17 protein-coding genes are annotated in these 21,143 nt (G+C 58.0%); 9 read left to right on the top strand and 8 right to left on the bottom strand.

The window, feature by feature from the left end; genetic code table 11:
* Nucleotides 1-15: 15 nt before the first annotated feature.
* From narJ to IEV40_RS10620, 4 genes are all read right to left on the bottom strand, one after another.
* Nucleotides 16-735 (bottom strand): nitrate reductase molybdenum cofactor assembly chaperone, encoded by a 720-nt coding sequence (gene narJ, locus IEV40_RS10635; protein WP_188421485.1) that lies wholly within the window; start codon nt 733-735, stop codon nt 16-18.
* Nucleotide 736: 1 nt separating this feature from the next.
* The gene (gene narH, locus IEV40_RS10630; protein WP_188421483.1) at nt 737-2,266 is read right to left on the bottom strand and encodes a nitrate reductase subunit beta; all 1,530 of its coding nucleotides are present in this window, start codon (nt 2,264-2,266) and stop codon (nt 737-739) included.
* Complete coding sequence (locus tag IEV40_RS10625) at nt 2,263-6,054, bottom strand: nitrate reductase subunit alpha (RefSeq protein WP_188421481.1); 3,792 nt, start codon at nt 6,052-6,054, stop codon at nt 2,263-2,265. The genes narH and IEV40_RS10625 overlap by 4 nt, the downstream gene beginning before the upstream one ends.
* Before the next feature lie 158 nt (nt 6,055-6,212).
* The gene (locus IEV40_RS10620; protein WP_188421479.1) at nt 6,213-7,532 is read right to left on the bottom strand and encodes an Nramp family divalent metal transporter; all 1,320 of its coding nucleotides are present in this window, start codon (nt 7,530-7,532) and stop codon (nt 6,213-6,215) included.
* A gap of 213 nt (nt 7,533-7,745) precedes the next feature.
* On the opposite strand from IEV40_RS10620, the gene IEV40_RS10615 reads away from it, so the two are divergent.
* The 4 genes from IEV40_RS10615 to pncB all read left to right on the top strand — a co-directional run bounded on the left by IEV40_RS10615 (nt 7,746) and on the right by pncB (nt 11,551).
* Nucleotides 7,746-8,165, top strand: a complete 420-nt coding sequence (locus tag IEV40_RS10615) for a hypothetical protein (RefSeq protein ID WP_188421477.1) — start codon at nt 7,746-7,748, stop codon at nt 8,163-8,165.
* Nucleotides 8,166-8,207: 42 nt separating this feature from the next.
* Entirely contained in the window at nt 8,208-9,122 is a 915-nt protein-coding gene (locus IEV40_RS10610) for a LysR family transcriptional regulator (RefSeq protein ID WP_188421475.1), read from the top strand.
* Nucleotides 9,123-9,428: 306 nt separating this feature from the next.
* Entirely contained in the window at nt 9,429-10,085 is a 657-nt protein-coding gene (locus IEV40_RS10605) for a hydrolase (RefSeq protein ID WP_188421473.1), read from the top strand.
* Nucleotides 10,086-10,363: 278 nt separating this feature from the next.
* A complete protein-coding gene (gene pncB / locus IEV40_RS10600) occupies nt 10,364-11,551 on the top strand; it encodes a nicotinate phosphoribosyltransferase (RefSeq protein ID WP_188421471.1) in 1,188 nt (395 codons plus the stop codon).
* Nucleotides 11,552-11,584: 33 nt separating this feature from the next.
* Here pncB and IEV40_RS10595 read toward each other — a convergent pair whose 3' ends face one another.
* The 3 genes from IEV40_RS10595 to IEV40_RS10585 form a co-directional block, all read right to left on the bottom strand.
* Nucleotides 11,585-13,228, bottom strand: a complete 1,644-nt coding sequence (locus IEV40_RS10595; protein ID WP_188421469.1) for a P-loop ATPase, Sll1717 family — start codon at nt 13,226-13,228, stop codon at nt 11,585-11,587.
* Nucleotides 13,229-13,267: 39 nt separating this feature from the next.
* The gene (locus IEV40_RS10590; RefSeq protein ID WP_188421467.1) at nt 13,268-14,062 is read right to left on the bottom strand and encodes a short-chain dehydrogenase; all 795 of its coding nucleotides are present in this window, start codon (nt 14,060-14,062) and stop codon (nt 13,268-13,270) included.
* A 120-nt stretch (nt 14,063-14,182) separates the two neighbouring features.
* Nucleotides 14,183-15,046 carry a LysR family transcriptional regulator gene (locus IEV40_RS10585; RefSeq protein ID WP_188421465.1) on the bottom strand — a complete coding sequence of 288 codons (864 nt, stop codon included), beginning with the start codon at nt 15,044-15,046 and terminating at the stop codon, nt 14,183-14,185.
* Nucleotides 15,047-15,227: 181 nt separating this feature from the next.
* Here IEV40_RS10585 and cfa point away from each other — a divergent pair, with 181 nt between their 5' ends.
* From cfa to IEV40_RS10570, 3 genes are all read left to right on the top strand, one after another.
* Nucleotides 15,228-16,409 carry a cyclopropane fatty acyl phospholipid synthase gene (gene cfa, locus IEV40_RS10580; protein ID WP_188421463.1) on the top strand — a complete coding sequence of 394 codons (1,182 nt, stop codon included), beginning with the start codon at nt 15,228-15,230 and terminating at the stop codon, nt 16,407-16,409.
* Between the two features lie 106 nt (nt 16,410-16,515).
* Complete coding sequence (locus IEV40_RS10575; RefSeq protein WP_188421461.1) at nt 16,516-16,734, top strand: hypothetical protein; 219 nt, start codon at nt 16,516-16,518, stop codon at nt 16,732-16,734.
* A gap of 75 nt (nt 16,735-16,809) precedes the next feature.
* On the top strand, nt 16,810-17,028 hold the full coding sequence (locus tag IEV40_RS10570) for a hypothetical protein (protein ID WP_188421459.1): 219 nt from the start codon (nt 16,810-16,812) through the stop codon (nt 17,026-17,028).
* A gap of 176 nt (nt 17,029-17,204) precedes the next feature.
* Here IEV40_RS10570 and IEV40_RS10565 read toward each other — a convergent pair whose 3' ends face one another.
* On the bottom strand, nt 17,205-18,131 hold the full coding sequence (locus tag IEV40_RS10565) for a LysR family transcriptional regulator (RefSeq protein WP_188421457.1): 927 nt from the start codon (nt 18,129-18,131) through the stop codon (nt 17,205-17,207).
* Between the two features lie 185 nt (nt 18,132-18,316).
* Between IEV40_RS10565 and IEV40_RS10560 the strand changes: the two genes are divergently transcribed.
* A complete protein-coding gene (locus IEV40_RS10560; RefSeq protein WP_188421455.1) occupies nt 18,317-18,775 on the top strand; it encodes a (2Fe-2S)-binding protein in 459 nt (152 codons plus the stop codon).
* Between the two features lie 5 nt (nt 18,776-18,780).
* Nucleotides 18,781-21,102, top strand: a complete 2,322-nt coding sequence (locus IEV40_RS10555; protein ID WP_229724070.1) for a xanthine dehydrogenase family protein molybdopterin-binding subunit — start codon at nt 18,781-18,783, stop codon at nt 21,100-21,102.
* Nucleotides 21,103-21,143: the final 41 nt, after the last annotated feature.

The following is a 21,143-nucleotide window of genomic DNA, read 5'->3' as shown; positions in this document are numbered from 1 at the left end:
TCGTGCGGGTACAGTTCAGCTTGCCGGTCGTTGCTTGTGGAAGTGGATCGATTCCTCTGCCGGTGCCATGTGGGTTCTTGGCGATTCCGCGCCGACGAAACGTACCGGTTCATCGGTATAGGCCGCATCCAGCGCGCGGTAATGCGCGGCATCCGGGATTGCATCGGCATCGTCTTCGTGCAGTTCCTGTTCCGTCGATACGCTTTGCCCGATGCCGGCCAGCGGCAGCAGCGCGCCGATGACGAAGGCATAAGGGCTGCCGCGCTTGCTCAATTGTTCTGTGATCGATTGCAGGATTTCGCCGGTCTCCGTCAGCAGCGGCAAGGCGTCGTCGGCCGGCAGGCGCGACAGGTATTCGAGAAAGACCGGCAGGTAATCCGGCAACTGGCCATCATTCAGATACAGGCCGTGTTGCTCGTACAGTTGCAGCAGGTCGACCATCGCCTGACCCCGATCGCGCGATTCGCCGTGCACATGCTCGAACAGATGCAGCGACGTGGCGCGGCCGCGATCGAATAGTGCGACGTAGTTTTCCTGCAGCCGGATCAGCTCGCGTTCGTCGCAGTAATCGAAAAAACGCTCCAGTCCCTGCCGTGCTTCCTGCGGCAAGGCGCGTTCGTCGCGCAACTGCATGCGCGCTTCCGGCAGTGCTGCGATCAGTGCATCGTCCGGATAATCGAGCAGCGCGGACAGCATGGGAAACAGCAACGGCGAAGGTGGTGTGCGGCGTCGCATGTCACAACTCCTGCTTGATCGGGATCGTGCGGTTGCGTTTCTTCGCGGTGGCGAACAGGCCGGTTTCGGTGCGGCCGTCCGAGCAGCCGTTGCCGAACGAGAAGCCGCAGGAAGAACGCAGGTCGAATGCGTCTTCCGCATATTCGCGATGCGCAGTCGGGATCACGAAGCGGTCTTCGTAGTTGGCGATCGCAAGGTAGCGATACATTTCCTCCACCTGTGCGACCGACAAGCCGACCTGCTGCAGCACTTCCGGCATATCGGCGCCGTCGACATGGCGGCCGCGCATGAAGCCGCGCATTGCCAGCAGGCGCTGCAATGCGAGCTTCACCGGCTCTTCCTTGCCGGCCGTCAGCAGGTTCGCCAGATAGCGCAGCGGGATGCGCAGCGATTCGACATCCGGCAGCCAGCCGTTCATGCCGAGTTCGCCGCTGTTGGCGGCGGCATTGATCGGCGACAGCGGCGGCACGTACCAGACCATCGGCAGCGTGCGGAATTCGGGATGCAGCGGGAAGGCGATCTTCCAGTCGATCGCCATCTTGTACACCGGTGAACGCTGCGCACCTTCTATCCATGCAGCCGGCACGCCGTCGCGTTCGGCTTGCGCGATGACGGCCGGATCGTGCGGATCGAGGAAGACCGACAACTGCGCTTCGTACAGATCGGTTTCGTTCTCGACGCTGGCGGCTTCCTCGATGCGGTCGGCGTCATACAGCAGCACGCCCAGATAGCGGATGCGGCCGACGCAGGTTTCCGAGCAGACGGTCGGCTGGCCGACCTCGATGCGTGGATAGCAGAAGATGCATTTCTCCGCCTTGCCGCTATGCCAGTTGTAATAGATCTTCTTGTACGGACAACCCGAGACGCACATGCGCCAGCCACGGCATTTGTCCTGGTCGATCAGCACGATGCCGTCTTCCTCGCGCTTGTAGATCGAGCCGGATGGGCAGGCTGCGACGCATGCCGGGTTCAGGCAGTGCTCGCACAGGCGCGGCAGGTACATCATGAAGGTGTTTTCGAACTGGCCGTAGATATCCTTCTGCACGTTCTCGAAGTTGACGTCCTTCGAACGCTTGTCGAACTCGCCGCCGAGGATTTCTTCCCAGTTCGGTCCCCATTCGATCTTTTCCATGCGCTCGCCGCTGATCAGCGAACGCGGCCGCGCGACCGGCATCGCTTTTGCATCGCCCGCATCCTGCAGGTGCGCGTAGTCGAAGGTAAACGGTTCGTAGTAATCGTCGATCTCCGGCAGGCGCGGATTGGCGAAGATCTGCGCCAGCAGCCGCCATTTGCTGCCGAGGCGCGGTTCGATCTTGCCGTCGTCGCGCCGCTTCCAGCCGCCGCGCCAGCGTTCCTGGTCTTCCCAGTTCTTCGGATAGCCGATGCCGGGTTTGGTCTCGACGTTGTTGAACCACGCGTATTCCATGCCCTCGCGGCTGGTCCAGACGTTCTTGCAGGTCACCGAACAGGTATGACAGCCGATGCACTTGTCGAGGTTCAGCACCATCGCGATCTGCGCACGCACTTTCATGAGGCTTCTCCTTCGCGGATCTTGTGTTCGGTGGCGGGGTTGACCGGATCGGGCGGCGAAGTGGATGAGGATTCGTCCAGCCAGTCGATCTTGTTCATCTTGCGCACGATCAGGAATTCGTCGCGGTTGGAGCCGACGGTGCCGTAGTAGTTGAAGCCGTAGGAGAGCTGCGCGTAGCCGCCGATCATGTGCGTCGGCTTCAGCGCCACGCGCGTGACCGAGTTGTGGATGCCGCCGCGCGTGCCGGTGATTTCGGAGCCGGGCGTGTTGATGATCTTTTCCTGCGCGTGATACATCATCACCATGCCCTGCGGAATGCGCTGGCTGACGACGGCGCGTGCGCACAATGCGCCGTTGGCGTTGTAGCACTCGATCCAGTCGTTGTCGACGATGCCGACCGCCTTCGCATCGGTTTCCGACATCCAGACGATGGGGCCGCCGCGCGACAATGTCAGCATCAGCAGGTTGTCGGTGTAGGTGCTGTGGATGCCCCATTTCTGGTGCGGCGTCAGAAAGTTCAGCGCGATCTCCGGATTGCCGTTGGAGCGCGTGCCCAGCATGTGCGCATAGTTGCCGGTGTCGATCGGCGGCTTGTAGACGCACAGCGATTCGCCGAAGGCGCGCATCCATGCGTGATCCTGATACAGCTGCTGGCGGCCGCTGATGGTGCGCCAAGGAATCAGTTCGTGCACGTTGGTGTAGCCGGCGTTGTACGACACGTGTTCCGATTCGATGCCGCTCCACGTCGGCGACGAAATGATCTTGCGCGGTTGCGCCTGGATGTCGCGGAAACGAATTTTCTCGTCGGCGCGCGCTTCGGCCAGATGCGCGTGATCGCGCCCGGTGAGCGCCGAAACGGCCTGCCATGCCTTGACGGCGACCGTGCCGTTGGTTTCCGGCGCCAGCGTCAGGATGGTTTCGGCGGCATCGAGCGCGCTGTCGATGCGCGGCTGGCCGTCACGGTCGCCGGGACGGTCGACGCGGTAGTTCAGTTCGCCGAGCAGTTCGACTTCTTCCTTGGTATCCCAACTGATGCCCTTGCCGCCGTTGCCAAGTTTTTCCATCAGCGGGCCGAGCGAAGTGAAGCGTTCGTAGGTCTGCGGATAATCGCGTTCGACCACGATGACGGACGGCATCGTCTTGCCGGGTTTGGCTTCGCATTCGCCGCGCTTCCAGTCCTGCACGTCGAACGGTTGCGCCAGTTCGCCCGGCGTATCGTGCGCGATCGGCGCCAGCACGACGTCGCGCTCCAGCCCGAGATGGCCGTGGCTCAGTTCGGAGAAGCGCCTGGCGATGCCCTTGAAGATTTCCCAGTCGCTCTTCGATTGCCAGGCCGGATCGACGGCGGCCGACAGCGGATGGATAAACGGATGCATGTCGGACGTGTTCATGTCGTCCTTCTCGTACCAGGTCGCCGTCGGCAGCACGATGTCGGAATACATGCAGGTGGTGGACATGCGGAAGTCCAGCGTGACCAGCAGATCGAGCTTGCCCTGCGGTGCGGTCTCGTGCCACTTCACTTCTTCCGGCTTCGCGCCGCCGTTGGCGACCACGTCGTCACCCTGCACGCCGTGCGTGGTGCCGAGCAGATGCTTGAGGAAATATTCGTGGCCCTTGCCGGACGAGCCGAGCAGGTTGGAACGCCAGACAAACATGTTGCGCGGGAAGTTGGCCGGATCGTCCGGGTCTTCGCAGGCCATGCGCAATGCGCCTGACTGCAATTGCTGTGCGATGGCGCTGCCGGCCTTGCTTGCATCGCCCAGTGCGCGGCCGACTGCGAGCGGATTCGCCTGCAGTTGCGGCGCGGACGGCAGCCAGCCCATGCGCTCGGCGCGCACGTTGTAATCGATCGTCACGCCGTGGAAATCTTTCTTGTCCGCCAGCGGCGACAGCAGGTCGGCCGGATTCATCGGGTCGTAGCGCCACTGGTCGGTATGCGCATAGAAGAACGACGTCGCATTCATCTGGCGCGGCGGACGATGCCAGTCGAGGCCGAAGGCCAGTGCGGTCCAGCCGGTCTGCGGGCGCAGTTTTTCCTGTCCGACGTAATGCGACCAGCCGCCGCCGGATTTGCCGATGCAGCCGCACATGATCAGCATGTTGATGATCGCGCGGTACGACATGTCCATGTGGAACCAGTGATTGATGCCGGCGCCGAGGATCACCATCGACTTGCCCTGCGTCTTGTGCGCGTTCTCGGCGAACTGGCGCGCGACGGTGATTACGTCTTCGCGCCTGACGCCGGTGATCGCTTCCTGCCAAGCGGGTGTGTAGGGCAGGTTGTCGTCGTAGCTGTGCGCGATGCCGTCGCCGCCGAGGCCCTGGTCGAGACCGTAGTTGGCGACGAACAGGTCATAGACGGTGGCGACCAGCATTTCGCCTTCGCGCGTGACGACGCGGCGCGCACCGATGCGGCGTGCGAAGGTGGATGGATGCGAAGTGTGCGGAAAGTGCGGATGCTCGCGGTTGCCGAAGTAGGGGAACAGCACGTCGACGGCTTCGTCGCGCGTCTGCACCAGAGACAGCCGTGGCACGATGGCGCGGCCGTCGGCGGCTTCCGACTGCAGGTTCCACTTGCCCTTGTCCTCGCCTTCCTTCTGGCCCCAGCGGAAGCCGAGCGAACCGACCGGCACGACGAGATCGCCGTCGGCCTCGTCGATCATCACGGTCTTCCAGTCGGGATTGTTCGCCTGTCCGAGTCCGTCGGCGAAATCGGAGGCGCGCAGCAGGCGCTCCGGTACATAGCCGTCGCCTTGTCGTACCAGCCGCACGAGGCAGGGCATGTCGGTGTAGCGGCGGCAGTAGTCGAGGAAGTAGTCGCTGTTGCCGGCGAGATGGAATTCCTTCAGGATCACGTGCCCCATCGCCAGCGCCAGCGCGGCATCGGTGCCTTGCTTCGGATGCAGCCAGATGTCGCCGAACTTCGCACCTTCCGAATAGTCGGGGAAGACTGAGACGATCTTCGTGCCCTTGTAGCGCACCTCGGTCATGAAGTGCGCATCCGGCGTGCGCGTCTGCGGTACGTTCGAGCCCCACATCATGATGAAGGTGGAGTTGTACCAGTCGGCCGATTCCGGCACGTCGGTCTGCTCGCCCCAGGTCTGCGGCGACGCCGGTGGCAGATCGCAATACCAGTCGTAGAAACTGAGACAGACGCCGCCGATCAGCGACAGGTAGCGCGAGCCGGCTGCATACGACACCATCGACATCGCCGGAATCGGCGAGAAGCCGATCACGCGGTCGGGACCGTGTTTGCTGATAGTGTGGACGTTGGCGGCGGCGATGATCTCGTTGACTTCGGCCCACGTGGAACGGATGAAGCCGCCGAGCCCGCGCCGTGCCTGATAACTGCGGCGTGCCGCTTCGTCGTCGACGATGCTCTGCCATGCCTGCACCGGCTCCATCGTGCGGCGCCGGTCGCGCCACAGCTTGACGAGCGCGCTGCGCACCAGCGGATACTTGAGGCGGTTCGCGCTATAGAGATACCAGGAATACGAAGCGCCGCGCGAGCAGCCGCGCGGTTCGTGGTTCGGCATGTCGGGGCGCGTGCGCGGGTAATCGGTCTGCTGCGTCTCCCACGTGACGATGCCGCCTTTCACGTAGATCTTCCACGAGCAGGAGCCGGTGCAGTTCACGCCGTGCGTGGAGCGCACGATCTTGTCGTGCTGCCAGCGCTGCCGATAGGCATCCTCCCATTTCCTGTCTTCATCGGTGACGGCGCCATGACCATTGGAGAATTCCGGCCGGGTCGTCGTGAAAAAACGCAATCTATCCAGGAAGTGACTCATGGGCGATCCGTGTTTCAGGGGGAGGGTCCGGTCATTAAAGGGGGCGAATCTCCTTTAGTCAATATGTCATTGGTGCATATCGCGATAAAAGACGGTGCGTATTGCGATCGCGCATGAATTTGCATGTGCGATTCATGCGCGATCGCAAATGAGAATGATTACGCCAGGCCGACCGCTTGCACGACCAGCCACAGATTGGCGGCGGAGATCGCGATGAAGAGCAACCATGCGACGAATGTCGTCAGGCGATTGTTGGCGAAGCTGCCCATGATGTCGCGCCGTGTGGTCAACCTGATCAGCGGATACATCGCGAACGGCAGCTGCAGACTCAGCACGACCTGACTCAGCACCAGCAGTTGGCCGACCGAATGTTCGCCCAGCATCAGCACGCCGATCAGCGCCGGTACCAGTGCCAGCGAACGCGTGATCAGGCGGCGCTGCCAGCACGGGATGCGCAGCTTCAAAAAACCATCCATGATGACCTGCCCGGCGATGGTGCCGGTGAAGGTGGAGCTTTGCCCGGATGCCAGCAGCGCGAGGCCGAACAGGATGGCGGCGGCTGTGCCGGCGAACGGATCGAGCAGGTGATACGCATCGTCGATGCCGATGGCGATCGGATTGGCCGGATCGAAGAACGCGGTGCCGGCAAGAATCAGGATCGCCGCATTGATGACCAGCGCCAGCAGCAGCGAAACGGTGGTGTCGATGCGCGCCAGCGAGATCGCTTCGCCGCGTGCCGTATCGTTCTTCGCGACGACGCGCGTCTGCACGATGGACGAATGCAGATACAGATTGTGCGGCATCACCGTCGCGCCGAGAATGCCGATCGCCAGATACAGCGGCTCCTGGCTGGAGATCGCCTGCAACGACGGAATCGCGCCAGCGGCGACCGCATGCCAGTCCGGCTTGATGAACAGCAGTTCGGCGAACAGGCAGACGCCGATCGTCACGATCAGGCCGAGGATGATGGCCTCGATCTGGCGAAAGCCCTTGCCCTTCAGCCCCAGCACGATCAGCGTGTCGAAGGCGGTGAGCAGCACACCGGTCGGCAGCGATACGCCCAGCAGCAGCTTGAACGCCAGCGCGCTGCCGAGCACTTCGGCGAAATCGCAGGCGACGATCGCCAGTTCCGCAAGCAGCCACTGCATCTTGCCGGCTTTCGGCCCGTACTGCTCGCGACAATGCACGGCCAGATCCTTGCCGGTGGCGATGCCCAGCCGCATCGACAGGCATTGCAGCACGATGGCCGCCAGGCTGGACAAAATCACGACGAACAGCAACTGATAACCGTATTGCGAACCGGCCTGGATCGACGTCGCCCAGTTGCCCGGGTCCATGTAGCCGACCGACACCAGCAGACCGGGGCCGGCGAAGCGGGCGATCTTCTTCCACAGTGGCGCATTCTGCGGAACGGCGACGGTACCGGCGACTTCGGCCGGACAAAACGGGGCAGTGGCGGTGGTGGGCAATCCGAACATGGGAAATCCGAGGCTTTCGTTGTCGCGCCGGGCGGCGCATATATAAGGTGTACATAACGCATGCAAGACTTCACATGATTCCACAGCGCAAATATCGGCGCAAAAGAATGTGGCTATGGAAGCGATATAAAATCGCAGCAGGCGGCCGGCAATTGCGGCCGCATCTTCGCAAGTATCGTCATCCACACATAGATAGCGCCGCAGGTATCGTCCATGTCGCAACTGTTCACCGTTCCCATCCGCGTCGAATGCCCGCCCGGCGCATGCGGTTGCAATCGTGAACTGCTGCTGAACGATCCCGACAGCGACCGGCGCGTGCTGCTGCTGACCCGGCAGGAAGAAAAGAAACTGCTGCTGCGCATCGAAGCCATTTCGAACTACGCGGAACTGCTGTATCTCCGCCAGCGCATGCACGAGCAGCTGGGCATCGTGCTGAACATCACACCGGGCGACAACGAAGTGCGTACCGTGCGCGGACTGAGCATCACGCTGGCCGATCAGCCGGGCCTGTGCAAGAAGACGCGGCAGAGCGTGCCGGCGGCAGTGCGCAAATGCCTGGAACGGAATCCGCAGATCACCTATGCGATCCTGGATGCGCACGGCCTGTTCGGCATATCCGAGCCGCAAGAGTAGGATCCCGCCGCTGCACGCCTAAGCCCATAAAGAGAATTCTTGATGACCGATTCGTTGCAAACAATCTCGTGGGACGACCTGCGCATCGTGAAGGCGATCGGCGAACACGGCAGCCTGGTATCCGCAGCGGCCGTGCTCGGCGTCAACCATTCCACCATGTCGCGCCGTCTGGCCGCGATCGAGAAAGCGCTGGATACCGTCTTGTTCGACCGCCGCCGCAGCGGTTATGTGGCAACGGCGGCAGGGACGGAAGTGATCGCTCTCGGCGAACGCGTCGAGAAGGAAATCCTCGGCGTGACGCGGCGCATTTCGCGCCGCGAGCAGGGATTCAAGGGTGAATTGCGCATCACGACGAGCGATGCGCTGCTGCTGGATTTTCTGACGCCCGTCGTTGCCGATTTTCAGGCCGCCAATCCGGAAATCACGGTGGAAATGATCGTCGGCAACAAGCCGCTCAATCTCGCGCGCGGCGAATCGGACATCGCCTTCCGCGCGACTCTGGCGCCACCGGAAAACCTGTTCGGGCGCAAGGTAGCCAGAATCGCATGGGCGATCTACGGACGCCGCAGCGATTATCCCGGCGCGGCGCTCACCGCGGAAGAACGCTATCGCCGGCAATGGGTATCGTACGGACGCAGCCTCGCCGGCCTCAAGGCCTACGCCTTCGTCAACGAACGCGTCCCCGCCTGCAATATCCGTTACCGCAGCGATTCGGTTGCCGGCGTCGCGTCGGCCATTTCTGCCGGCATGGGCATCGGCTTTCTTCCCTGCATGCATGGCGATCTGCTGCCCGATCTGGTGCGCGTCTCACCCATCGAACCGGAAGTCTTTGACGAACTCTGGATACTCACGCATCCAGATATCCGCAAGTCCGGCCGCGTCTATGCCTTCATGACGCACTGCGCCGAAGCGCTTGCCGGATATCGCGATCTGATCGAAGGTCGGAAAGCACGCTGACACAAACGCGTTGCCCGGCAGATTCCTTTTGAAGTCTGACCGATGGCATTGCTGTGCCCGTTATGCGTTGTCGCATTTTGATGCAACGAATCAAAACGGCCATGCAATGAACGCATGAGAGCCGTGTCGAATTCGTTTCGCGCCAGTCCGCAATTCTGCAAAATCCATTCCGCTGAAATGCACGTCGCCGCCCGGTGATGCCAACTTAGAATCGATTGCGCATCCACGATCGGCAGTTCTGCGATCTTCATGCCAACCTGCGCCCCGCGCCTGTCACGATCAATGCATTCAGAAAGGATTTCCGCCATGAGCATCAAGGCGATTGCCAAACCAGCCAGCTCGCTTCTCAGCCCCAACGATCACGCACTGGTGCTGATCGACCATCAATCGCAGATGGCATTCAATACGAAGTCGATCGACGTCACGAACCTGCGCGCCAACACCGGCATCCTTGCGCATGCGGCGCGCGGCTTCAAGGTGCCGACCATCATCTCGACGATTTCGAAAGATACGTTCGCCGGCCCGCTGTTCGACGAAATCACCGAAGCGTTCCCCGATGCGGAAGTGACCGACCGCACCACGTCGAATGCATGGGAAGACGAAAACTTCATCAAGCGCATCAACGCCGTCGGCAAGAATCGGCTGGTCATGGCCGGCCTGTGGACATCGGTCTGCTGCAACGGCCCGGTCGTCTCCGCGCTGGAACAGGGTTTCGAAGTCTACGTGGTCACAGACGCCTGCGGCGACTGCACGCTGGAAGCGCACGAACGCGCGGTCGAACGCATGATCCAGGCTGGCGCGCGCCCGATCACGTCGCTCACCTATCTGCTGGAACTGCAGCGCGACTGGGCGCGTACCGAAACCTACGACGTGACGACCGGTATCTCGATGAAATTCGGCGGCGCATTCGGTATTGGCATCCAGTATGTGAAAACGATGTTCGGCGCGCACGACGCCAAATAAGCTGTTCGCTTCGATGCATCTGCAGTTTGCGGATGCATTCCATGCCGGCTGTTGTGTCGATTATTGGGCCGGTTATCGTGCTGGCTCATCGATGGAAAGCAGGCAGTACCGATCGCGCCAATGGCGCGATCTTTTTTTGTGCAGGCGGAAAAGAAGAATTCGCGGGGTACATTTTCGTTCGCATATTCGCAAAAGGCTTTTGCCATTTGCCGCGATGCACCGGATTGCCGTGAATGATGTATCGTCATCGGCAATACATCCCACGCGCAAAGATTGCCATGCCCATTGTCCACAGCCTGCTGGAAACCGATCTCTACAAATTCACGATGTGGCAGGCGCTGCTGCACAGCCATCCCGCCGCGCAGGCGACCTATCGTTTCGTCTGCCGCAACCAGCCGGCCTATCCGCTGGCCGAACTGAAGCAGGATGTCGAACGCGAACTCGATCATTTGTGCACGCTGACGTACCGCGACGATGAGCTGGCCTATCTGCGTTCGTTGCGCTTCATCAAGAGCGATTTCGTCGACTTTCTCACCGTCTTCCGTTTCCAGCGGCGCTTCATCGAAGTGACGACGAATGGCGATACGCTGGAAATCATTGCTGAAGGTCCGCAGGTGCATGTAATGGGATTCGAAATCCACGTGCTTGCCATCGTCAACGAACTCTACTTCCGCCGTTTCGATCAACAGGCTGCACTGGTGGAAGGGCGCAAGCGGCTGCAGGAAAAGATCGCGCTGCTGCGCACATTCGGCAACGAGCCGTCATGCGCGCATCCGTTCGAATTTTTCGATTTCGGTGTGCGTCGCCGTTTCTCTTCAGTCTGGCATGAAGAAGTCATTTCCACGCTGGCGCGCGAGGTGCCGCAGTATTTCAAGGGCACATCGAACGTCTACTTCGCGAAGAAGTTCGGGCTGGTGCCTATCGGCACGATGGCGCACGAATATCTGCAGGCGTATCAGGGATTTGGCGTGCGCCTGCGCGATTTTCAGAAAGCTGCGCTGGAAGACTGGGTGCAGGAATATCGCGGCGACCTCGGTATTGCATTGACCGACGTGGTCGGCATGGATGCTTTTCTCGCCGATTTTGATTTGTACTTTGCCAAGCTGTTCGACGGCCTGCGCCATGATTCCGGCGATCCGTTCGAATGGGGCGAGAAGGCGCTCGCGCATTACGCGAAGCTGAAGATCGATGCGCGCACCAAGCGCATGGTGTTTTCCGATGCGCTCGACCTGCCACGCGCGCTGGCGCTATATCGACATTTTGCCGATCGAACGATGACGGGTTTCGGTATCGGTACCGATCTGACGAACGATGTCGGTTACGAACCGTTGAATATTGTGATGAAGCTGGTTACCTGCAATGGGCAACCGGTTACGAAGCTGTCCGACTCACCGGGCAAGGCGCTGGTGACGGACGGGACGTTTTTGGCTTATTTGAAGCAAGTGTTTGATGCAACGAAAAATTGAAACGCAATTAGCTCACCAAGTTGAGAATAAGGATTAATTGCGCTCAGTCTGGTAATGCGTATTCAATGCTTGATGATACATGGCATGAATTTGTGCCTTTGTCCCAGGTTTTATTTGGCCCAATGTAACTAATGGTGTATCTATTTGAGTCCATAGCCAGCCGGAACCTCCTTCATGACAAAGCCCGACAAGGCCAACTTGGAAAAAAACTCTAAAAAATTCGGCAACAACTGCATGTTTGCTGGCATTTTCTGAATTCAAATAATTGGAACAAGCTTGAGTACAAGTGTCTTGATATTCGGTAGACATCGCTAGTTCTTCAATAACATTATCTAGTAAAAGTTTATTTATGCTCGAAAGACGAAACTCCGCAGGAGTTTTTTCTAGAAGTCGAATGGAACTCTTTAATGATGGATAAATTCTCTTCCATTCATAAAGTAAAGAAGCAATGCGTAAGCGAGAATACTCTGATTCAGCAGCGAAAATGCTTTGGACTTTTACTTGGCCAGCGGATTCTGATCGTGTGATGCATTCGTTTACAAAAAGAATGGCGTCTCGTGGGCGTAATGCTGTCCGTTGAATTAGATAGTCGATAAATGAAATTCTTCCGACCTTTTCTGGAAAAAGTTCTCTTAGACGAACAGGTCTTGTTGTGTATTGTTGTCTAACCATGACTTCAATACGTTTATCGAGCAAACTTTCAATTTGTTTTTGGCTCCAACGTAATCGTAATATCAAAGCATCGTACTTCTCTTCTTGTAAGCCTACTCCAGCTGTTTCTGAAAAAACTTTTAAAAGTAGATCGTGGCGTAGTGCGATGATTATTTTTACGTTTTCTACTTTTTGAAAGGCTTTCAACGCTTCGATTAATGCTCTGATTAGCCGATAACGCAAACTATCATCGACCCAATCTTCATCAAGCTTATCGATAGTTACGTAATAAGGTTTTTGTGGATCGATGAATACATCTTCATCCAGGAATCGAATTACATCAGCTAGCTCGCGCAGCTGTACGCTTTTCATTACATTTTGGCCGCGATAAATTATTTCTTGCTTTTGTTCTTCTGTAAGATCCGCACCAACTTTTAAGCCAAGTTGGCCAACTGGGATTTCAATTCCCATGCCCATCTTGAGTTCGGATGCTAACTTCGTTGTTAATTCTTGGATTCTTGATTCAGTTTCTATCCAAAATTTATCACCCCAATCTTTTATATAAAGAAGAGCGCGCTCCTTAGCGCCATCTTTTTTCTTTAGGCTATCAACAATATTTGTAATCCAAGATTTTGTTTTTTCCTCCGTAGTTAATCCGTATCTTTTTTTAATTAATTCAACGGCTATTACATGTTTCCAGAGTAATGAATAGAAAGGATCTAGCTTGACTCCGAGGTCCTCAAAAAAACGAATAACTGTATTGTTGGAAATAAAACTTAATGAAAGATTTTCAGGTTCCAGCTCAATGACATGTTCTTCCTTGTGAGCTAAATATCTCAGAAGAGCCGTTTTCCCACTACCCGTTCGTCCAACTAGAATTCGTTTTGGCGATCTCGGATTACGAAGTTCTTCATAATCGCCGATATCCAAGAAGCTCTGAAAAAGGTATTCGTCATCTTGTTCGGCTCCTGCCTCACCAATTTTCGAGTTTCTTTTGAATCGAAAAGGAATTCCGCTATCTGTCATATCTCCTCGCCCTTTGATTTTTGTGCGGTTAATGAATTTTTATATTTTTCCGCTTAATACATTTATTGCTTTGGTGGCTTCTTCTATTTTTTTATCGAGCCGAATTTTTTCAAGTTTTGCATCAAGAATGATTTCAATTCCTATCCTTATTGATGGATAGGCTGCAAGACATTCAGCTTCAGTAAGTTCATGAATCCCTTTACTTAAGATGCTGTAAATAGCTCTATTTTCTACAAGGAATTCTGGAAGCCATTTTTTGAGAGCAGAAATCTTTTCTGTCATACGAAACTGCTGAAATGATGCTTCGTCCCAAGGGCTTTCTAATTTCGCTTTTAGATGGGCTTCTTCTATTAAAAACTCAAATATTCTTCTTAGATAAACGAAAGAACCGACACCTATTCCATGAGCTGCCAACCCTATCGCTCTTGTTAATTCTTCAAAGTAGCGTTTTTCTAAAGCGGCGGAATATTTTTTTACATCAAATAAGTTCAAACTGGCCATAGATGGCCATTGGCCTATTTTTTGAACAGTACGTTCTTCTTTTTTCACTTGAAACAAAAAATACAGTTCATGTTTTCTGTTTCGTGAACATTCAAACGTAACGACAAACTTATGGTCATACAGCCATGCATTTTCACCATAGTTAGTTGTTCTATTTCTTTTCTCAAAAATACTATGGTTTTTACATTCAGGGCAGTAGGCGTCCATACTCCCTTCAAAATACTTAAGTTCCCATCCTTTTTCGAATTCATCTTCTTCATATTGAACCGCCTCATAAAGTGGATACTTTATGTAGAAATCAATAGCTATCGGCACGGCTATAGCGTCATTCATTAAGGCTCTCCTCTATTTTCTTTTTTGCAAGTATTGCATAGCTTGTCTTACAAAAAGAGAGGAATTTGTAGAATTTACAGGTGTGAAATTGTTTCACCTAAGATGGCATCTCGATAAAAATCAAGGCGCAATATCCCAATGCTCCGCCCAATCGCTCTCATCCTTGACGATGTCACGCAACAGTTCGAACGCCTTGTGCAGCGGTTCCGATTTGTTCTCTCGCGAATAGATCAGGAAGACCGGATACGAAAATTCCGGCGCATTCTTCACTTGCGCAACCAACCCTTTTTCGATCGCACGACGTGCGACGCGCGTGCGGAAATAACCGCTGCCGCCGTTCTTCAATAGGTACTGGAAAGCGAGGGGGCCGAGATTGAATGACATCGCATTCCTCGCCTTTTCTGGCAGCGCCGCATCGTGCGCTTTCCTGAATGCCTCACCCCAGTCGATGTAGATGTACGGCTCGGGATTCTGCGTCGAGGCCACCTGAATCAGTTTTTCTTCCAGCAGCTGTTCGACCTGCATGCCGGTCCAGTATTCCGGCCGGTGCACCAATGCGGCATCGAGCAAACCATGTTCCAGCTTGTTCTGCAGCGTCGGTCCTTCGCCGACTTCGATACGTACTGCCTGAGTCGGCAGTTCGTCATGCAGACGCGTCGTCCATTGCAGCACCAGCGGATTGCACAGGCTGACTTCGCAGCCGAGCGAGATCGAATTGCCAATGCCGTCCGGCAACGGTAGATCGCGCCGCGCGGCATCCCACGTTTGCACGAGCTGGCTGGCATAACCGGCAAAGGTTTCGCCGGCATCGGTGAGCCGTGCGCCGGCGCGGTTGCGTACGAACAGCGAGCAGCCAAGTTGCGATTCCAGGTTTTGCACGCGTGCGGTCACCGTGGTTTGCGTCACGTGCAGACGGTTTGCGGCGGCAATGAAACTGCCGGAGCGGACGATGCAGAGGAAGGTGCGGGCCAGTTCGATATCCATTTTTAGTAGCAACTTTCTTGATAATAAATGCAGGTTTTATTCATTATTCATGCACTTTTTAATATGCATAATATATACATGTTTTGAGAAAGCGGCGCATCTCCGAAGGGAAAACTGGAAGGGGCTTGCGTTACTGACAAGGGCGATTCAACACACGGACATGGAGAAAGGAACCGCATTCATGCATGCACAGACCTTCGCGCCGAACAACAGCCAACCGCAGCAGGAGGGATTGCTGACGGGCAATGCGCGCCTGTATCGCGCCACTGTCGAGCTGCTCGGCAAGGCATCCATTCGCGTCAACGGAACCGATCCGTGGGACATGCAGATTCGTCGACCCGGCGTACCGGAACGCGCTTTCGCGCAAGGCAACCTGGGATTGGGCGAAGCCTATATGGATGGTGCATGGGATGCGGAAGAGCTGGACGAGTTCTTCGCCCGCCTGCTCGGCACGCGGATGACGGACAGCATCAAGCCGCTGCGCCTGCTCGGTTATGCGTTGACAGCGAAGCTGCTGAATCGCCAGGACATGAAGCGCGCAAGACAGGTCGGCGAAGTGCATTACGACCTCGGCAACGATTTCTACGCGGCGATGCTGGATTCGCGGATGACTTACACCTGCGGCTACTGGGCCGATGCGAGCAATCTGGAAGAGGCGCAGGTCGCGAAGCTGGACATGATCTGCCGCAAGCTGCAATTGCAGCCGGGCATGCGCCTGCTGGATATCGGTTGCGGCTGGGGCAGCCTGATGGCTTACGCGGCGCAGCATTACGGCGTCGAATGCGTGGGCGTGACGATTTCCAGGGAACAGGCTGCGTGGGCGCAGGAGCATTACGGAGATGCGCTGCCGCTCGAATTCCGCTTGCAGGATTACCGCGAGCTGGACGAAAAATTCGATGCGATCGCCAGCGTCGGCATGTTCGAGCACGTCGGCCGCAAGAACTACCGTACGTATATGCAGGTGGCGAACCGCTGCCTGAACGACGACGGCCTGTTCCTGCTGCACACGATCGGCAAGAACGTGCGGCGTTCGACGCCCGATCCGTGGATCGACAAATACATTTTCCCCAACGGCGATCTGCCGTCGATCGGCCAAATCGGCGATGCGGCGGACGGTCTGTTCGTCGTCGAGGATTTGCATAACTTCGGCGCCGATTACGACAAGACGCTGATGGCCTGGTTCAAGAACTTCGACGCGGCATGGCCGCGCTTCGAAGCGGAACTGGGGCCGCGTTTCTATCGGATGTGGCGCTATTACCTGCTGTCGTGTGCCGGCGCATTCCGCGCGCGCGACATCCAGTTGTGGCAATGGGTTCTGTCGAAGGAAGGCGTACGCGACGGATACCGCAGGGAGAGGATTTGATCCGCAGCGCCGTTGAGGGCGCATGCGGAAGAGCAGAGCAATCGGTTCGATTCGTCGTCCATTTGGGCGGCGTCGATGTTGCACTTGTCAACTACAGGAGGTCGCTATGACAGTCATCGAGGAATTCAAAGTCAAGAACGCATCCGGCAAAGTCGTGATCCTGCAACACATCGGTAAGGGTATCAGCTACCTCGATTTCGGCAATACGCACCTGCCGCGTGACTTCGAGGGTTATCGCGTGAAATACACCGACCGTGTCGCCGAGCCGAAATCGGACGGCACGTTCGAACTGCGCGACAGCCACGAGGCATTCAGCCGTTTGTAATGCACGGAAAGGCATCCGCTTTGTGCGGATGAGTAGGTGTGCAGTTAATGCACCGGTCAACTACAGGAGGTCGCTATGACAGTCATCGAGGAATTCAAGGTCAAGAACGCATCCGGCAAAGTCGTGATCCTGCAACACATCGGCAAGGGCATCAGCTATCTGGATTTCGGCTCGACGCACCTGCCGCGCGATTTCGAGGGTTATCGCGTCAAATACACCGACCGCATCGCCCAGCCGAAATCGGACGGCACGTTCGAGCTGCGCGACAGTCACGAGGCGTTCAGCCGCGTGTAATGCAGTGACGCCGGCATCCGCTACGCGTGATGGAGCGGATGCACGGATAGCCCGTATCGCCTTCCGGCATTGCTGCCGGGAGGCGATTTTTGTTTGGCGATGCAGAATGGGGAAGTACCAAAACAACGGGTGACACATCAGGGCGACGCATCAGGACGATGACAACGCTTGCATGATCAATGTGCCATCGCGCGGAATTCGTTGAATGTCACCGGATCGGATAGCGCTTCGACGATATGGTCGTAGACCAGCCGGATGCGGGCCGGCACCGGGCCGCGGCGCGGCCGGTATATATAGAGATCCCACGGCGGCGGCTGGTAGTCGTCGAGCACACTGATCAATTTTCCCGAACGCAGATACGGTTCCGCCATTTGCGCGAGGACCTGGCCGTAGCCGATGTCGGCCAGCATCGCGCTGAATTCCACTTCCGGATCGTCGGACACGAAGGCAGGCGTCGCCGGCACCAGGTTGTGATTGTCGGCGAAGAACCACGGCCAGATGCGGCCGGTGTTGTGATCGGTCAGCGCCGTCATCGGCAGATGCTGCAGATCCTGCGGTGTCGCCGGCTTGCCTTTGGCCGCAGCCAGCTTCGGCGTGCCGACGACGACGAACGGCATCTTCGCAATGGCGCGCGCGACGAAGCGGCTGTCGCGCAACTGGCCGATGCGCACGCCGATGTCGATGCGTTCGTCGACGACATCGGCGACCACGTCGGTCAGTTGTACGTCCAGGCGGATGCCGGGATGGCGCGTGGCGAGCGGCAGCAGCGCTTTCATCAGGTAGCGCCGTCCGATGACGCGGGGCGCGGTGATGCGCACGACGCCGGTGAGGCCGGCGTCCGGCAGGCGGCTGTGCTTGTGGAACAGGTTGTCGATGTGGGAGACGCCGTCGCGCGCATGGACGGCCAGCTGCGCGCCGAACTCGGTGATCTGCACGCCGCGCGTATTGCGATGGAACAACAGTTCGCCGACCGCTTCTTCCAGTTCCTTGACGGCGCGCGTGATCGCTTGCGGCGAGGTGCCGAGGCGGGCGGCCGCCTCCTTGAAACTGCTGGCTTCGGCGGCAGCGCAGAACAGGCGAAGCATTTCCAGACGATTGAGCATGGCTATTTGTGACCTGGCGTGGCTCGGCGTGGCTTCCGATTGATGGGAATCAAACAGTGGCTGCGTTCCAGATTCTGGAATTCTCAAATCTTAACATTTTCATTTATTGCGAGTTTGCAGTTACGCAATACTTGGCAGCTCAACAGTACAGGCTGTTTTCCCCTCCACCTTCCTTCGGAAAAATCATGGCGACTCTGACGATCAACGGCAAGCAACAACAGGTCGAGCTGTCCGACGATACCCCGCTGCTGTGGGCATTGCGCGATCACCTTGGCATGACAGGAACCAAATTCGGCTGCGGCATGGCGCTGTGCGGCGCCTGTACCGTGCACATCGACGGCCAGCCGACGCGCGCCTGCGTCACGCCGCTGTCGGCCGCCGCCGGCAAGCAGGTCACGACGATCGAGGCGATGGCGGAAGACAGCATCGGCAAGAAGGTGCAGCAGGCATGGGTGGCGCTGGGCGTGCCGCAATGTGGTTATTGCCAGGCGGGACAGATCATGTCGGCGACGGCCTTGCTGAAAAGCACGCCGCATCCGACCGATGAGGAAATCGATGCGGCGATGAGCGGCAACATCTGCCGTTGCGGCACCTATACGCGCATTCGCGCTGCCATCAAGCAGGCTGCTTCGACGAAAGGATGAGCGACATGGATACGACTCTGCAGAATATGCGCGACGACGACATGACGGTGCAATCGCCGACACGCCGCACGATATTGAAGGGCATGGGCGCGGTCACTTTCGCGCTGACGGTCGGTGCCTCCGGCATCGTGCGCCCCGCGATGGCGCAAGGAACGAAAAAATACGGCGGCGAAGGCATGCCGGGCGGTCTGGTCGAAGACCCGCTGGTGTTCGTGTCGATCGCCGGCGACGGCATCGTCAACATCGTCGTCCATCGTTCGGAGATGGGGCAGGGCGTGCGTACCAGTTTGCCGATGATCGTGGCCGACGAACTGGAAGCGGATTGGGGTCGCGTGCATGTGGTGCAGGCCGAAGCCGACGAGAAGAAGTACGGCAACCAGGACACCGACGGTTCGCGCAGCGTGCGTCAGCATTTCATGTCGATGCGGCATATCGGCGCATCCATGCGCACGATGCTGGAAGCGGCCGCTGCCGCGCAATGGGGCGTGCCGCAACAGGAAGTACAGGCGAAGAATCACGAAGTCGTACATGCGAAAAGCGGACGACGCATCGGCTACGGCGAACTGGCTGCAGCGGCCGGGAAGCTGTCGCCGCCGGCGATTGCGACATTGAAACTGAAGAAGCCGAACGAATTCCGCTACATCGGCAAGCAGGATGTGCGCGGCATCGATTACACCGACATCGTCACGGGCAACACGCAATACGGCATCGATACGCGTCTGCCGGGCATGGTGTACGCGGTAATCGCGCGGCCGCAGGTGCTGGGCGGCAAGGTGGCCGGCGTCGACAGTTCCGCAGCACTGAAGGTGCCGGGCGTGCTCAAGGTCGTCGAACTGAAAAACTCTCCACCGCCGACGCAGTTCAATCCGCTGGGCGGCGTTGCCGTCATCGCGTCGAATACCTGGGCAGCGATCAAGGGCCGCGAAGCGTTGAAGATCACGTGGAACGACGGCCCCAATGCCAGCTACGATTCGGTCGCATTCAGGAAGACGCTGGAAGAAGCGGCGCGCAAGCCGGCAAAAGCGGTGCGCAGCGACGGCGATGCGGTCAAGGCGCTGGCGGCAGCGCCGAAGCGCATCGAGGCCGAATACTATCTGCCGCACATTGCGCACGCCACGATGGAGCCGCCGGCTGCGACCGCGCATATCGTCGACGGCAAGTGCGAAGTGTGGGCCTGCGTGCAGGCGCCGGAAGCCACGCGCGAACTGGTGGCCAAGCACCTTGGCATGAAGCATGAAGACGTGACCGTGCACGTGACGCTGCTGGGCGGCGGCTTCGGCCGCAAGTCCAAGCCGGACTTTGCCGCCGAGGCGGCGCTGCTGTCGAAGGCGATGGGCGGCAAGCCGGTCAAGGTGACGTGGACGCGCGAAGACGACATCCACAACGATTATTTCCACACGGTTTCGGTCGAGCATATGGAAGCGGCAGTGGACAAATCCGGCAAGCCGACCGCGTGGCTGCATCGCACGGCGGCGCCGACCATCGGCGCGCTGTTCGTGCCGGGCGCCAACATGCAGCAGCCGTTCGAACTGGGCATGTCGGCTGTCAACATTCCGTTTCCGATTCCGAACTTCCGCGTCGAGGTGCCGGAAGTCGATGCGATGACGCGCGTCGGCTGGTTCCGTTCGGTATCCAATATTCCGCATGCGTTCGCCGTGCAATCCTTCGTCGCCGAACTGGCGGCAGCAGCCAAACGCGATCACCGCGATTTCCTGCTGGAATTGATCGGCCCGTCGCGCAAGATCGACCCGCACCGCATGTCCGACGACTGGAACTACGGCGAATCGCCGCAAGTCTACCCACTCGATACCGCCCGCATGAAGCATGTGATCCAGCTGGCCTGCGACAAGGCGAAGTGGGGCCGCAAGCTGCCGAAAGGGCGCGGCCTCGGGCTGGCGGTGTCGTACAGCTTCGTCACCTATGTGGCGGCGGTGATCGAAGTCGCGGTGAACGAAAACGGCGAAATCACGATTCCGCAGGTCGACATTGCCGTCGATTGCGGGCCGACGGTGAATCCGGATCGCATTCGTTCGCAGGCGGAAGGTGCTTGCGTGATGGGTGCCAGCCTGGCGCTGACCGGCGAAATCACGTTCAAGGAAGGCCGTGCGCAGCAGAGCAACTTTCACGATTACGAAGTGCTGCGTTCGTTTGCCGCGCCGCACGACATTCGTGTGCATATCGTCGAGCACGGATACGACGTGCCGCTCGGCGGTGTCGGCGAACCGGCGACGCCGCCGATTGCGCCGGCGTTGTGCAATGCGATTTTCGCCGCTACTGGAAAACGTATCCGCGCATTGCCGATTCGCGATCAACTGAAGTCGGCATGAAATGAGTTTGAGCCTGATCCGCAGTTGGTGCGACGGCGATC

This window comes from Oxalicibacterium solurbis (assembly GCF_014635845.1).
GTDB classification, from domain to species: Bacteria; Pseudomonadota; Gammaproteobacteria; order Burkholderiales; family Burkholderiaceae_D; genus Oxalicibacterium; species Oxalicibacterium solurbis.
The sequence above is the reverse complement of the archived record's forward strand: the minus strand, read 5'-3'. Positions and strand labels throughout refer to the sequence as shown.